The organism is Candidatus Micrarchaeia archaeon, from assembly GCA_041653315.1.
Lineage (GTDB): Archaea > Micrarchaeota > Micrarchaeia > Anstonellales > JAHKLY01 > JAHKLY01.
The window spans coordinates 1-14211 of record JBAZFO010000031.1; the positions used below are offsets into that span (position 1 = coordinate 1).

Genomic DNA, 14211 nt, shown 5'->3' on the forward strand with positions numbered 1-14211 from the left:
TTGCAATTCTTGATTAATTAAAGTCTGAGTTAAACCAGGGGTGATATATAATTTAAATGCTTTTTTATATATTATTTTTTCAAATGAATCTTCTGTTGGTATTGTACTATCCTCTTCTTCAGTTTCTTCTTCAGCCTCTTTAATCATTTCTTCTATCTCATCTTCGCTTCTATTCTTTTTGATTTTTTTTATTTTTAATTTTTGTTTTCCACTTCCAGTTGAAGGTGCAAAAGCAATCCTATCTATCTCTGATAATGTTGCTAAATAATCTTTATATTCTGGAGGCATCTCAATTTCTTCTTCTTCATCAAATAAACTTTTTTGTGTTTTCTCTTCTGTTTTTTCTTGCGGTTTTTTAACTTCGAATGTTTTATGTCCTCCCATTTCAACTTCAACTAATCTTTCAAATAATTTCTCTAATGAAGGCATTAATTTATTTTTAGAATCTTCAGATTGGAAATATTTTTCTAAAGTTGGCATAAGTCTCTTTTTTATTTCTTCTCTTCTCTCATTTTCTTCTTCTTTATCTTTTCCTTCCTCTATCTTTCTTGCTTTATCCATTTTTTCAGCTAAAATTTCTCCTAATGGTATTATTTCTGTTTCATTATCTTTCCAAGAATTAATTATTTTTTTAGCTGTTTCTTTAACTTTTTCATCTTTATCATAAGTTAATTCATAAACTGCAAAAACTGCAGTTGGTGATTCTGGATAAGAAGATAATTCTTTTGCAGCTTTTAATCTAATCTTTGCATCTGCATCATAAGATAATTTAAACCAATATTCTATTTTTTTATCTGACAAATTAAACACCTAAAATACTTTTTCACCAATATAAACTTCTAATCCATTAGCATTTATTTTAAATGGAACTAATTCTTCAACATATTTTGTTCCTCTCATCTTAACTACTTCTAATGCTCTTACTCTTTTTTCTGCTCTTTGTAAATTATATAAATTAATTATTCCATCTGCAATAAATTGTTCTACTGAAAAAAGCATATTTGTTCTTTCATATGAAGAATATTCATAAGTTAATAAAGTAGTACACTGTAATCCACTTATTAATGAAAGAAGCTCTTGTATTGTTTGTCTGTATTTTGACTTTTCAGAAAAATTAGTTTTCAATACTGTTGCTGAATCAATAACTGCTCTAGATACATCATGTTCTACAATATACTTTTCTAAAATATCTACTAAAGCAAGAACATCTAATGATTCGGGTTTAACAATAAATATTTTTTCATTTTCTATTAATTTATCTATATCTTTCCAAGTTTTAAATGTAGATTTTATATTTTCTAAAATAGACTCTTCACTTTCAACTAATGATATAAAAACACCTGGTTCTCCTTTTAAAGCACCTCTGTATATAAACTCAAAACTCAATAAAGTTTTACCTGTACCTGGCCCACCACAAATAGAAATATCATGATATTTTGGTATTCCTCCATATAATATTCTATCCAAACCTTCTATATCAAAAGGTACTTTTTCCACAACACCACCTATTTATCTTTTTTAAGGTCTTTTATTTTAGACTGCATTCTTTTTTCTTGAAGATCAAGTGTTTCTAATCTTTTAGAAATTACTTCTTTTTTTTCTTTTAAATCATTTTCTGCGTCTTTTTTTGAAACCTCAATTAATAAACTACCTGCAGATTTATAAATTAAACCTTTTGCATTTTCTAATTCTTTTAAAGCATGGTCAAATTCTTTTTCTTGCATGCTTAATTGTTGTTTTTGCATATTTAAAATTTGAATTTGTTGCTGTAAATTTCCTTCATCCATATTTATCTTTCCTCCATATTATCTATTTTTTCTGTCATTGACAAAATGCGTAAATAACTATTAATAACAGACCTAAGTATTACTGCATCTTTTGCTGTAATATTAATAACAACTATGTTTTTAATTCTTTCAATTTTAGATGAAAATCTTTCTGAGTTTTTCATTTCTGTATTAAGTACTTTTTGTATATTAATTGCTTGATTTTCAGTTTTACAATTAATTTTTAAATTATTTTCTAATTCCATGTTATCCCTAATTTTATATACTTAGCATATTTTAAATAGTTTTGTGAATTAAATATTAACTTATTTCATCAAACAATTTTGTAATCTCCTTAAGATCAAGGTGAAGGATTTTATTTTCATCCATACTTCTAATGCACTCTTCAGTAAAACCAGACTTTGAAACAACTAAATAATCATATTTTCCTTTAATACTCACATATTTAGATTTCCGTATTAATTCATTAATAATAGAAAAATTTTCTGGTTTTGAGTTCCATTTGATTTCACCTAAAAGAATAATATGCCCTTCTTTTGGATTATGCGCAAGAATATCTATCTCATTTCCATTTCTATCCCACCATCCACCGATACTCTCAAAACTTATTAATTGCTCTTTTATTTTTTTACCTTGGTAACACACTAAAAGCTCTTTTATTATGTCCTCAAATACCTTTCCAACATATGCATTTAAATCTCTATTTATTATTTGCATAACATACTCTCTGTTTCCTAAAGTTATTGCAGATTGATTTTCAAAAATAAATTTATACCAAAATTTAAAAAAATTATCTTTTATTTTATATCTTCGCAGTCTTTCTTTTCCAAGAACTGGATCATTTTTTTCAACTAGGTCAAGCAAATTTTCAAGTTTGAATATATATGGGGGTAATGTTGTTGAAGATATTTTTGTAAAATCCTGAATTTCTTTTAAAACTTCTTTTCCAGAAGAGATTGATTGTAATATGGAATTATATCTTGCATGAATCCTAACGCTTTCATATTCAAGGAGTGTTTTTGGTTCATCTGATAATTCTCCATTTTCAATTAAAATCAATTCATTTATAGCACTTAATGAATCTGTAAATTTCTTTGCTTTTTCTAAATAATAAGGAGTTCCACCAAAAATGGAATAACATAATATTTTTTCCTCTTCTGAATAATCACTAAACATCATACGAAAGTCATTATATTTAAAAGGGGAAATTTTTATCTTTAAAGCACGGCCATAAAGTGCACCTGCTTTACTATTTGTTATTTTCTGCATCATACCTATAGATGAACCAACAAGAACAATCATTATTTTATTATTTTTAAATTCAATATCCCAATGTTTTTGCAACGAAGTGATAAATTCAGGAGACGTGTCAAGAAAACGCTGAAATTCATCTATAACTAAAATAAAATTCTCTTTATTTCCTATATATTTAAAAAAATCTTCAAAATCACCAAATATAATATTCTCCTTCAACTGTTCTTGTACTGCTTTTGATAATGCGTTTAGCTGAACATTTCTTTCTGCAAGGTCAACATAAAAATAGAGTTTTTTTGCATCAATTTTTTCCATAAACTGCCGTATAAGTTCTGTTTTTCCAACTCTTCTTCTCCCATAAATTGCTAGCATAACTCCATTTCCTTTTTTAATTTCATCATATTTAGTATTTAATATATTCATTTCTTTTTTGCGATCATAAAATTTTGTTCTTTCATTCATAAATTCACCTTATATTATCATGATAATATTATAATATTATTATGATAATATTATTTTATAAACCTTTCCAAACGAACAAAACATTACAATAGTAAGCCAAAAACAATGTTTTTTTTCTTTTAATATATATTAAATTCAGTAGGAAAGAATTTAAAAAAATTAATTATATACATAAATTTATTTAATAAAGAAAAGGTAAAACTTTTAAAAAATATATTTAAACTTTATACTTATTTTGATAAAAAAGGTAAGCATATTTTTATTACACAATAAAAATAATATTAATAATTTATTTTAACTGCAATTCTTCTTGTAATTCTTGACTAAATCATAAAAACAAACTTTATTTTTGTAATTTATATATTTTAATAACTATAAGAATAATGCTATTTTTATTTTGAATATATTTAAAGATTTTATATTTTAGAATATTTATCTTAAATTCTATTAAAAATAATTGGTTTATAAAAATATTAAATTAATTAACATAGTTATATTTTTAAATGTGTTGTTTGTATCTTTATTATGACTAAAAAGAAAAATAGAAATATTGTTCTTCTTAAAAAAATTGAAGAATTAAAAAATGAAATAGATTATAATAATTTTGAATATAAAAAGTATTTTCAACCAATTTGTTATTTAATTCCAAACAAAAATAAAGAAAGACTGGATCTTCAAATTATTAATGAAAAAATGATTAAAAAAGAAGGATTAGTATATATTTTTGTTATTAAAAATAAAATTTTTAAAATCGGACATACAATAAATTCAATAACAAAACGGATTCAATCATATAATTGTGGAAAAACAGAGTATAGAATAAGTGGAACAAATTCAACCACAAATTATTTTGTTTTACAAAGCTTATTAAATATAAATAAAAAAGTCAGTATTTATGCATTTTTTCCAGATCAACCAAAATATAAGTTATTTGAAAAAATATATACGGACAGTTACCCACCTGCAAAGAGAGCAGAAAACATAATATTAAACAACTTTATTAAAAAACATAATAAAAAACCAATTGGTTGTACTCAAAGATAAATTACTTTTTCTTTAGATATGCACCATTAAATTTTTTAATAAATTCTGATTCTTCTTTTGTAAATTTAAAATTAATAAATATCGGAAAATTCTGTAATATTCTTATATTATTAAAATTGCCATATCTTGTTATATTATTTAAAAAAATATAAATCTCGTTGTTTAATTCGTTTGATATTTTTTCCGCCTCTAGTTTTGAATTACATCTAATAAATGCAATACTCTGAGTCATACCACAATTATCTACAAATGTTTTATATTGATTGGTTAAAGAAATAAATACTTTCCATCCTTCTTGGTATTTATGGGGTATTTTACTATAAATAATTTGAGAAGGAGTATGATATATTTTATATTTATAAAGGGCATCTGGCAATATTGATAAAACTTCTTTTTTTGTATATTTATGTAGATAACTTGAGGTTTCAATATTATATTTTAACAGATTTGAATTTAATGTTTTATCAATAATTAACTTTACAATATTTGAATAATAAAGTGGGATATATTTAGAATCTATATTTAATCTTGCTTTTTCTTTATTTTTAATTTTATAATAATTATCTATAAAAAACTCCTGTGTATTTGGTTTTTTTTGTAATAAAAACCAGGAAAAAGAAGAACCAACTTTGGGAAACCATTTCTTTGCTCCATGTATATTCAAATAAATAAATTGATATCTACTTAAAATTTCTGGTATTTTATTACTATCTGCATATGACATCCAATTGTCTGGTACAATAAATAGAATATATCCATTTTTCTTTGTTATATTTATTGCTTTTAAAATAAATTTTCTCGACATATTATGATTTTTTGCCGTTCTTTTTCCATTAGTAAATTTAGCGTATGGGGGATTTGCTACAACCAAATCATATTCCTCTTTATCCTCAAATTCTAAAAAATCTTTTTTTGATATATTTATATCTTCACCGAATATTTTTTTAATATTATTTAATCTTTTCTCATTTATATCATTAAAATATAAATTTTTTAATTTTGTTTTTTGTAGAATATATGCATGAAAATTACCATTTCCACAACAAGGATCCAATATCTTTAACTCTTTACTTTCCCAAAAAGAAGGGGGGATTACATTAATCATATCTTCAACACAACCCATAGGAGTACAAATATCATTTGAATTAACAAAATGACTTTCATCCAAATTAAGTTTATCTAAATACTCTTTAACTTCACTATATGTATTTTTATTAAAAGAAATGTTTTGTGTATTCATATTATCATCTTTAATATGAATTCCCAAAATACGTTTTTAAATCTTTCCAAAGAGTAGATTTCCGGATTAACCGAAGAGAATAAATAAATTAAGTCTCTTAAGATGTCTTTTTCTTTAAATAAATAAACTTAGTTGGTGGTCTTTTTTCTAGATTAATCAATAATTTTGATTCAACTTCAATCAAGCTTTCAAAAAATTTAATCAAATTATTTTTTAATTCTTTTGTCCTTATTCTTTCATTATCAGATTCAAAATCTATTTTAAATCCATGCTCCTTACGTATTTTTAAATCATATAAATAACACAAAATGAAAAAAATATTAGTTATAGTTTCAGAAATGCATTTGCGTATTTCAGTTGATCTAGTCAACCCATAAATATTAAAAAAAGAATAATAATATTCATAAAAATATCCATAGGCATTATGTTCTAATAAATCAGTTATTAGTTCTTTTTCATCTCTTTTTTTAATCATTTGAATTAACTCATTATAAAAATCTATACCTACAGCAGAAAAATAACCAAAATTTTGATCTAGTGTAAATAGTTTGCGTTCAAATTTAAAACTAAAAAAATTAAAATCACTAATTTCAAGAGCTAAACGTTGTAAAATTATTTGTTCTTCTTTCAGTATTTTTTTATTTTGAAATTTAGTATAACATTCATTCGTAACCATTCCAAGAATAAATGTAACAATTAAATTTATAATCTCTTTCATAATAACTCTTTAAAATTTTTATTTTTATAATCTGTAATTCTTTTTGTTAAAAAAATAAAATAATAAAAAAAATAAAAAAAAATTAATCAGTGTTTATTTCTCTAGCTAAAGGCGCTCTGTTTTTATAAACAATCCTATACCCACAATAAGGGCATCTTACAAATTTTCCATCTTCAATAGATTTTACTTCTTTATTACATCTTCCACAAATATACATATTAACACCTTCTAGAATTAATTTTTATCATCTAATTTTCTTTTAATTTCTCTCCCAGGAGTTGTTGTTGGAGTATATGCTCCACCTGCAAATTCAGAACCGCAAGAATTGCATTTCCAAACTGCATTTGAAACTCTTTTAAGAGATACTTTTCTACAAGTTGGACATTCATAACTATCATTTTTTAATTTATCCATAGTTTTTGCACGTTTTCTTATTTTTGTTCCGCCTCTTACTTGTTTACTTACCATATTTCACACCTCAAGCATTATCTATTAATTTTTTTAGTTCCTTGCTCTTTTTAAATGCTATGTCTATAGCATATTCTAAATCTTCTTGGGTAAAAGAACCAGAACCCCATTTTTGTATTGCACAAACATTACCTTCATCACTTATTCCTAAAGTAATTCTTGCATCCATTCCTCTTTCCTCATCTAAACAAGGATCTAATATTAAAGTACTATTTATTTTAGCAAATGTATGTGTAGTTACTGTTTTGGAAATATCTAATACTCCTTCATATTCTCCTTTTATTATTTGCCCGTTTTCAATTTTTGGTATTTTTGTACATTGTAATGCAGCCATTGCAGCTAAACCTGATGCATCAATTAAATTTCCATCATGGTCCATTACATAAATATCTAAAAATATTGAAAGAACTTTTCCATCAGCAACAAATAATTTTTTCATATCAACTAATTCTGCTGCTCTAATTCCTCTATCAACAATTCTAGCTAATTCAACTGCTTCATCAGTTGGTGGGCCTGGGTCAAATAAGTATGAAGCTGAAGGCATTAATTCTGCTGATGTAGATAAAACTCCTTCATCTTCTCTATCTGAAAATGGTTCGCCCATTCCAATTTTAACTGAACATAAAACTTGAGACTTGCCCATTCTTACTAATGCAGAACCTTCTGAATATTCTAAAATATTCTTTTTAACAAAAATATCTCTATAAGATAAATGATCTCTATCATCTATTCTTTTTCCTGCTGAGATAAGACTTTGTATAGTATCTTTTTTTAATTCATCTAAAATTTCCATATTAATCCCCCTATATATCTATAAAACTCTCTTTTTCACCAATATTTTGATAAACTTCTTTTAAAGCATTAACTTGTAATTCATGTACTTTTTCTCCTGCTTTGAAAGCTAATTCTAATGCTTTTTTCATATCTTCTTTGCTCATACTACCTTCCATTTGTAATAATAATATATCTTTATTTCTTTTTGAAAAAGCAATAGCACAATCTGCTTGTCCTTGACTGTCTTCAATATAATCTAAATCAACAACTATCTGATCTTGAACTTTACCAATAGCTAATGCTGAAACCATATCTTTCATAGGTATTCCTGCATCTGCTAATGCAACTGCTGCTGCTGTGACTGCAGCACATCTTGTTCCACCATCTCCTTGAAGTACATCAACAAAAATTTCAATTGCTGCTTTTGGAAAATTTTCTGTAATAATTACATTTTCAAAAACTTGTCCTATTACCATAGAAAGTTCCTTACTTCTTCTAGAAGGTCCACTTCTTCCATGTTCTCCTAATGAAGAAAAAGGAGACATATTATATATACATCTTATTCTAGCACCATATGGGCTTGCTAAATGTCTAGGTATACATTCTTTTGGACCGTATACTCCTGCAATAATTTTATTATTGCCCCATTCAATATATGCTGAACCATCAGCATCATTTAAAACATGTGCTTTTATTTTAATTGGTCTTACTTCCCCAAATTCTCTTCCATCATGTCTTTTTCCATTTTTAAATAATTCGATTTCTTCCATTTAATCACCTTTTAATTAGAAACTTTCAGATATTCTTGCATTTTATCTGTTAACCCAGAAGTATGCGCTTCTCTTACAATTTTTCTTATTGCAGCTATTGCCAAAGCTACATTTCCTTTTTCACTTATCCAAATAAATCCATTTTTACCTACGAAGATACTGCATTCAGTTGCGTCTCTTATAAGAGTAATCATAGAATTATTTCTACCAATTATTCTTGGGATTTTAATTGAAGGAACTTCAATTATCTTTCCTTTTTTTAATACTTTAACTTGTCCTAAATCTATTTCTCCAACTTCATTTACATTCATTACTCTAGCAAAAACAATTTCTCCATAATCCAATTTTTCTCTAACTGATCTATCTGGTAAAAAAGCAGTATATGGAGTATTCATTTCAATATCGTATCCAGAAAATTTTACATCTGAAATTACACCAATCACATAATCATCAAATTTTGGTTCATATGGTCCTTTTAAAGGAATTATTTTATCTTCTTTTTTAAAACCTAAAACTGCAGAATATGTTTTTTCATCTTCAATAAATACATATGGAAGATTTAAGGGTTTGTCCGCAATTTTATCTCCGGGCATTATCATCTCTTCTGTCATAATTTTCACCTTTTTTAATCTAAAATTTTTGTTTCAACATTACCATGGGTAAATGAATTTATTTTATTATAAAATTCCATTTGAATACCAGCAGGTATTTCAATCACAGCAACTAGATATCCAGTACTAGTCCACTGTTCTTTTTTTATACCGAACTCTTTTAAAAGCCCATAGCTCCTTTGCGAATACTCTGGAGGTACTTTAACAGCTATTTGTATACGTTTAAATTTAATTGGTAAAACAGGTTTTAATACATTAACAACTCCTTCAACTTGAGTTTCTGCTGATTTAAATGGATCAATATGTATTCTAACTTGTTCTAATGCATTCTCTAATCTTACTCTTGTGTGTGGAGCATTTGTTCTAGGATCAATTGATTCTCTTAAAATTATTGCTATTACTTGGTTTGTTTTTTCTTCAACTAATTTTCTTCTTAAATTAGTAGTAATTGGAACTTCACCTAAAAGAATTATTTGTTTTGCAATTTCTAAAGGGTCTGTTGTACCAAAATATTTTATTAGACACTCATCTTTATGTCTTTCCCCGTTTTTTGCATCTTTAAATATTTCATCAGAAGCAAGAACTTGTCTTATCTCTTTTATTTTTCCTTCTTTATACTCATATGCTTTTTCTGCATCCACAAGTATTTCAAACCTAATATCATCTCTATCATAATGCGCTACAAGCGCCGTATCTAATGAAGTCAAAAAATCACCTACAAATAAGAAGCAACTTCTTTATCTGATAATTCTCTAAACATTTTATCTTTAGTAGTACAAATAGCAATTTCAACTGTTTCTTGATTGATTGGTGTTTCGCCTGTTTTTTTCAAAGCTTTAACACATAATTTAATTCCTTCTTCTATTGAAATTCCTTTTTTATAATTTTTTTCTAAAAATTCTTCTCCTTCTTTTTTACTTCTTCCTATTACTCCAGCATTTAAACCAATTACTGAACCACTAGGTTCTGTTTCAAATAAATAAGGTTCTTCATCAATTCCCCCAATTAAAAGAGAAACACCAAAAGGTCTGCCTCCCCCATATTGAGTGTATAATTGCATAACATCCCCTATCTCTCTAGCAATAGATTCAACTTTTGAAGGTTCATTGTAAGAAACTCTATGTTTTTGAGCTTCAACTCTTGCAAAATCAATTAATCTTCTTGAATCACCAACAATTCCACTAGCTGTTGCCGAAATATGATCATCAATTGAAAATATCTTTTTCATTGATTCTGGTACTAATAATGGAGATTGTATATTTTTGAAAGATACAAGAATAACTCCTTCTTTGCATACCATTCCAAAGGCTGTTGCGCCCATTTTTACTGCTTCTTTAGCATATTCTACTTGAAATAAACGTCCGTCTGGACTAAATACAGTTATAGCTCGATCATAAGCCTGTGGAGAAACAGGATACATATTTTCACCTCTATTTAAATTAATATAATTCTTATATATTTTTTTATTTCTTATTTGTTAAAAAATATTATTAAAAAGTATATTTAAAAAGCTTCTGCTAATTCATTTGTCTATCATACAAGAACATTTAAAAACACCAAAAACTAAAATAAGGTATGGGAAATTTAAAAAATAAGCAACAATATACACTAGAAATAGAAAATGCATTTAAACAAGTAGTAGATAAAAATATACCTTTAACTTTTCCATTACCTCATGAAGAACCAAATATCTTAAAGGAAATTTTAAAAGATAAAAAAACTGTTTTAACTTTAGCTGGATATGGATATGGTTTCTCTTTTCTCGAAAATTCTGAAGTTATATCAATAGATTTATGTCCTGCACAAATCGCCCAAAATTTAATATTAAAATCTATGTGTATAACCTTTGAGTATGATCAATTTATAGATATTATTAAACGGTTAGAAAAAAGAAAAAAATTAGATGAAAATGAAATTAAAAAAATCTTAAGTGAGATTCCAAACACACTAAAAGAGATATCTACTGAAATATTAAATTTCTTACCTTACTATTTTCAAGGTAATTTAATTGGAAAAAATATAACTTTACTATCCTTTTTTCCTTTTGCTGAAAATAAAGATCATTATGAAAATACAAAAAGAAATCTCATTGATGGAAAATTTAAAATTTATCTAGGTCGTATTCCAAATGATTTAGAATTATTTACTATTGAACAAATAGATGGTTATTATTTTTCTAATATCACAGATCACATTTCATTTGAAGAAAAAAAAGAATTGTGTCGCCAACTTAAAAACTCAAAAACAAACTCTTCTATTGTATTTGCAGACATCAGATTTCCAATGAAAAATAACAAGATTAAAACATTTAATGAAGATTTAAATCAATTGATAGAATTAAATGAATTTAAAATAAGAGATTCATTTATTAGAATCAGCCCAATTCTAGAAACTGAAATTAGATATTCTATTTTTGATAAAAAATAAACATATAAAAACTTTACTTTCTAATAAATTAAAGATAAGGTGAAATTTATGAGATTTATTGCATTACATAGTGATTTTATTGAAATCAAGCCTGTTTCAAAGGCGCTTAAAACGGCTAAAGATATTTCTAAAGAAATGGAAAGATTTGAAGAATGTTTAGTAGTGTTAACTGCAATTGAAAAAAAAGATGAAGGAACTGAAATAGCAAAAAAATCAGTAAAAGAAATAATAAATATTGCAGAACAAGTTAAAACAAAAAATATTGTTTTATATCCATGGGTTCATTTAAGTTCAACACCTTCCTCACCAGATGAAGCACAAAGAATATTAAAAACCATTTCCGAATTATTAAATAAAGAAAACTATTCAATAGAAACTGCTCCTTTTGGTTGGTATAAAGCATTTACAATTTCTTGTAAAGGACATCCATTATCTGAATTATCTAGAGAAATCTATGCAGATGAAAAAGCAGAAGATGAAAATGAATCTATTAAACAAGAATCAAAGAAAAAATCAGAATTTTTTATTTTAACACCCGAAGGAAAAGAAATAGAATTAAATAAATTTGATTTTTCTAAATATCAAAATTTAAAAAAATTTTCAAATTATGAAGAAAGCGGAAAAAGAACAGATGAAAAAGAACCCCCACATATAAAATTAATGAGAGAACATGGAATTGCAGATTATGAACCAGGAAGCGACAGCGGAAATATAAGATGGTACCCAAATGGTACTTTAATGAAAAGACTATTAGAAAGGGAAATAACTAAATTTTGTGTAGAATATGGGGCAATGGAAGTTGAAACTCCCATTATGTATGATTTTGAACACCCAACTTTGAAAAAATATTTAAATAGATTTCCAGCAAGGCAATATAATGTTATTTCAGATAATAAAAAATTCTTTTTAAGATTTGCTGCTTGTTTTGGAATGTTTTTAATGACACACGATGCAGTTATCTCTTATAAAAATTTACCTGTAAGAATGGTTGAAATAACTAGATATTCATTTAGAAGAGAACAAAGAGGAGAATTATCCGGTTTAAAAAGATTAAGAGCATTTACAATGCCAGATATGCATACTTTTTGTAAAGATGTTGAATCTTCAAAAAAAGAATTTTTCTCTCAATTTAAAAAAGCAATGGAATTTTTAAAAATAAGCGGGATTAAAGAATATGAAGCAGCATTCAGAGTGCAAAAAGAATTTTATGATGAACATAAAAATTGGTATACTTCAATGATAAAAGAATTAGGAAGACCTGTTTTATTAGAATTATTTGATATTAGATACGCATACTTCATTACAAAATTTGAATTTAATTTTGTTGATGCATTTTCAAAAGCAGCTGCTTTATCTACTGTTCAAATAGATGTTGAAAACGCAGATACTTATGATATTTCATATACTGATGAAGATGGAACTAAAAAAAGACCATACATCCTACATGCATCAATAAGCGGTGCAATTGAAAGAATAATTTACGCTTTATTAGAACAAGAATATATGAAAAAAGATGGAAAGCCTGAATTTCCATTATGGCTTTCTCCAACACAAGTAAGAATTATACCTATTACTGAAAAACAAAAAGAATATTGTTTCGATTTATTAAAAGAAATTGAAGAAGCAAATATTAGAGTAGATATAGACGATACAAATGAATCATTAGGAAAAAGGATAAGAAATGCAGAAAAAGAATGGATTCCATATACAATAGTAATTGGTGAAAAAGAAATGGAAGAAAAGATTCTAGCAGTAAATATTAGAAACGAAGAAAAGAAAAATATGAAAAGTAAAGAACTAATTGAAGAAATTAAAGAAAAAGTAAAAGATAGAAGTTTTATGATTTTAAATATGAATAAACAAATTAGTTTAAGACCAATAATCTAAGTGATGAAATGAAAATTGAAAATAAATTTTTCTGGGGGATACTTGGGATAATTGTTATTACTTTATTTGTTTTTTCAGTTATTTTAATATATGAAGGAGAAGAATATAAATCTCAATATGTTTCTTGCGTTAATAATTATAATAACCTAGTCGGCAATTATAATTTAGTATTGCAAGCATATAATTATACTGAAAATACCCAAGTATTAGAATATAATGACATTGTTGATAAATATAATTCATTAGCTGATAAATATAATATTATATTAAAAGATTATGAATCTATAAAAACAAATTATTTAATTCCTCCTTATATTCAAGTATTAAATAGAACAATTGTACTAAAATTTCAATTTGAAAATGATACTTCAACTCAAACTTGGTCATGGCCAATCGAAGATCTAGAAACTTCTTTTTTTAAAGGAAAAATAATGAGAGAAAAAGACATTGATGAAATGGATTTATATATCCCAAATTTATCAAATAAATTTAAAGATTATTCAAGATATAATTTTATTAATGAACAAATGGCTATTGAATTAAGACCTTATATTGAAACAGAATATTTTGAAGAATTCGGAAAATATATTTATAATAAATTTTCAACTGATGAAGAAAGAATTGGGTCAGTTTGGTATATAATCACAAATTTAATTAGATACACCCCAGAAATAAAAGAAACTCCAAGACTACCTTTAGAAACATTATTAGGCGCAGGTGGAGACTGCAAAGACAGTTCAATTTTAATCGCAAGTATATTAAAATCAAT

General features: G+C 25.8%; 18 protein-coding genes. 4 read left to right on the forward strand and 14 right to left on the reverse strand.

Annotated elements, in window-relative coordinates:
• From WC356_05905 to WC356_05925, 5 genes are all read right to left on the reverse strand, one after another.
• Positions 1-801: hypothetical protein (locus WC356_05905; protein ID MFA5382679.1), on the reverse strand; the 801-nt coding region annotated here is incomplete at its 3' end.
• A gap of 9 nt (positions 802-810) precedes the next feature.
• Complete coding sequence (locus WC356_05910) at positions 811-1497, reverse strand: ATPase domain-containing protein (GenBank protein ID MFA5382680.1); 687 nt, start codon at positions 1495-1497, stop codon at positions 811-813.
• An 8-nt stretch (positions 1498-1505) separates the two neighbouring features.
• Positions 1506-1787, reverse strand: a complete 282-nt coding sequence (locus WC356_05915) for a prefoldin subunit (protein MFA5382681.1) — start codon at positions 1785-1787, stop codon at positions 1506-1508.
• A 2-nt stretch (positions 1788-1789) separates the two neighbouring features.
• Positions 1790-2032 carry a KEOPS complex subunit Pcc1 gene (locus tag WC356_05920; GenBank protein ID MFA5382682.1) on the reverse strand — a complete coding sequence of 81 codons (243 nt, stop codon included), beginning with the start codon at positions 2030-2032 and terminating at the stop codon, positions 1790-1792.
• Positions 2033-2087: 55 nt separating this feature from the next.
• A complete protein-coding gene (locus WC356_05925) occupies positions 2088-3503 on the reverse strand; it encodes an ATP-binding protein (protein MFA5382683.1) in 1416 nt (471 codons plus the stop codon).
• A gap of 525 nt (positions 3504-4028) precedes the next feature.
• Between WC356_05925 and WC356_05930 the strand changes: the two genes are divergently transcribed.
• Positions 4029-4547 (forward strand): GIY-YIG nuclease family protein, encoded by a 519-nt coding sequence (locus WC356_05930; GenBank protein ID MFA5382684.1) that lies wholly within the window; start codon positions 4029-4031, stop codon positions 4545-4547.
• A gap of 1 nt (position 4548) precedes the next feature.
• On the opposite strand, the gene WC356_05935 is transcribed toward WC356_05930, so the two are convergent.
• The 9 genes from WC356_05935 to psmA all read right to left on the reverse strand — a co-directional run bounded on the left by WC356_05935 (position 4549) and on the right by psmA (position 10548).
• Positions 4549-5787, reverse strand: a complete 1239-nt coding sequence (locus WC356_05935) for an N-6 DNA methylase (GenBank protein ID MFA5382685.1) — start codon at positions 5785-5787, stop codon at positions 4549-4551.
• 97 nt (positions 5788-5884) lie between these two features.
• A complete protein-coding gene (locus tag WC356_05940; protein ID MFA5382686.1) occupies positions 5885-6505 on the reverse strand; it encodes a hypothetical protein in 621 nt (206 codons plus the stop codon).
• An 82-nt stretch (positions 6506-6587) separates the two neighbouring features.
• Positions 6588-6722: a DNA-directed RNA polymerase subunit P gene (gene rpoP, locus WC356_05945; GenBank protein ID MFA5382687.1), complete on the reverse strand. Its 135-nt coding sequence runs from the start codon at positions 6720-6722 to the stop codon at positions 6588-6590.
• Between the two features lie 17 nt (positions 6723-6739).
• Entirely contained in the window at positions 6740-6973 is a 234-nt protein-coding gene (gene rpl37ae, locus WC356_05950) for a 50S ribosomal protein L37ae (protein ID MFA5382688.1), read from the reverse strand.
• A 10-nt stretch (positions 6974-6983) separates the two neighbouring features.
• Positions 6984-7766, reverse strand: a complete 783-nt coding sequence (rrp42, locus tag WC356_05955; GenBank protein ID MFA5382689.1) for an exosome complex protein Rrp42 — start codon at positions 7764-7766, stop codon at positions 6984-6986.
• A gap of 10 nt (positions 7767-7776) precedes the next feature.
• A complete protein-coding gene (locus tag WC356_05960) occupies positions 7777-8517 on the reverse strand; it encodes an exosome complex exonuclease Rrp41 (GenBank protein MFA5382690.1) in 741 nt (246 codons plus the stop codon).
• An 11-nt stretch (positions 8518-8528) separates the two neighbouring features.
• Positions 8529-9128 carry a KH domain-containing protein gene (locus WC356_05965; GenBank protein MFA5382691.1) on the reverse strand — a complete coding sequence of 200 codons (600 nt, stop codon included), beginning with the start codon at positions 9126-9128 and terminating at the stop codon, positions 8529-8531.
• A gap of 14 nt (positions 9129-9142) precedes the next feature.
• Positions 9143-9835, reverse strand: a complete 693-nt coding sequence (locus WC356_05970; protein ID MFA5382692.1) for a ribosome assembly factor SBDS — start codon at positions 9833-9835, stop codon at positions 9143-9145.
• A gap of 8 nt (positions 9836-9843) precedes the next feature.
• Positions 9844-10548, reverse strand: coding sequence for an archaeal proteasome endopeptidase complex subunit alpha (gene psmA / locus WC356_05975; GenBank protein MFA5382693.1), 705 nt, complete (start codon positions 10546-10548; stop codon positions 9844-9846).
• A gap of 155 nt (positions 10549-10703) precedes the next feature.
• Here psmA and WC356_05980 point away from each other — a divergent pair, with 155 nt between their 5' ends.
• The 3 genes from WC356_05980 to WC356_05990 form a co-directional block, all read left to right on the forward strand.
• Complete coding sequence (locus WC356_05980) at positions 10704-11555, forward strand: hypothetical protein (GenBank protein ID MFA5382694.1); 852 nt, start codon at positions 10704-10706, stop codon at positions 11553-11555.
• A 48-nt stretch (positions 11556-11603) separates the two neighbouring features.
• On the forward strand, positions 11604-13442 hold the full coding sequence (locus WC356_05985; GenBank protein ID MFA5382695.1) for a threonine--tRNA ligase: 1839 nt from the start codon (positions 11604-11606) through the stop codon (positions 13440-13442).
• A gap of 8 nt (positions 13443-13450) precedes the next feature.
• Positions 13451-14211: hypothetical protein (locus tag WC356_05990; GenBank protein ID MFA5382696.1), on the forward strand; the 761-nt coding region annotated here is incomplete at its 3' end.

What these genes read in the sequence shown, in the direction of transcription:
- WC356_05930 (MFA5382684.1), top strand. Translation starts at nt 4,029, where the DNA reads ATGACTAAAAAGAAAAATAGAAATATTGTTCTTCTTAAAAAAATTGAA.
- WC356_05940 (MFA5382686.1), bottom strand. Translation starts at nt 6,505, where the DNA reads ATGAAAGAGATTATAAATTTAATTGTTACATTTATTCTTGGAATGGTT.
- WC356_05925 (MFA5382683.1), bottom strand. Translation starts at nt 3,503, where the DNA reads ATGAATGAAAGAACAAAATTTTATGATCGCAAAAAAGAAATGAATATA.
- rpl37ae (MFA5382688.1), bottom strand. Translation starts at nt 6,973, where the DNA reads ATGGTAAGTAAACAAGTAAGAGGCGGAACAAAAATAAGAAAACGTGCA.
- psmA (MFA5382693.1), bottom strand. Translation starts at nt 10,548, where the DNA reads ATGTATCCTGTTTCTCCACAGGCTTATGATCGAGCTATAACTGTATTT.
- WC356_05960 (MFA5382690.1), bottom strand. Translation starts at nt 8,517, where the DNA reads ATGGAAGAAATCGAATTATTTAAAAATGGAAAAAGACATGATGGAAGA.
- WC356_05985 (MFA5382695.1), top strand. Translation starts at nt 11,604, where the DNA reads ATGAGATTTATTGCATTACATAGTGATTTTATTGAAATCAAGCCTGTT.
- rpoP (MFA5382687.1), bottom strand. Translation starts at nt 6,722, where the DNA reads ATGTATATTTGTGGAAGATGTAATAAAGAAGTAAAATCTATTGAAGAT.
- WC356_05915 (MFA5382681.1), bottom strand. Translation starts at nt 1,787, where the DNA reads ATGGATGAAGGAAATTTACAGCAACAAATTCAAATTTTAAATATGCAA.
- WC356_05980 (MFA5382694.1), top strand. Translation starts at nt 10,704, where the DNA reads ATGGGAAATTTAAAAAATAAGCAACAATATACACTAGAAATAGAAAAT.
- WC356_05965 (MFA5382691.1), bottom strand. Translation starts at nt 9,128, where the DNA reads ATGACAGAAGAGATGATAATGCCCGGAGATAAAATTGCGGACAAACCC.
- WC356_05935 (MFA5382685.1), bottom strand. Translation starts at nt 5,787, where the DNA reads ATGAATACACAAAACATTTCTTTTAATAAAAATACATATAGTGAAGTT.
- rrp42 (MFA5382689.1), bottom strand. Translation starts at nt 7,766, where the DNA reads ATGGAAATTTTAGATGAATTAAAAAAAGATACTATACAAAGTCTTATC.
- WC356_05920 (MFA5382682.1), bottom strand. Translation starts at nt 2,032, where the DNA reads ATGGAATTAGAAAATAATTTAAAAATTAATTGTAAAACTGAAAATCAA.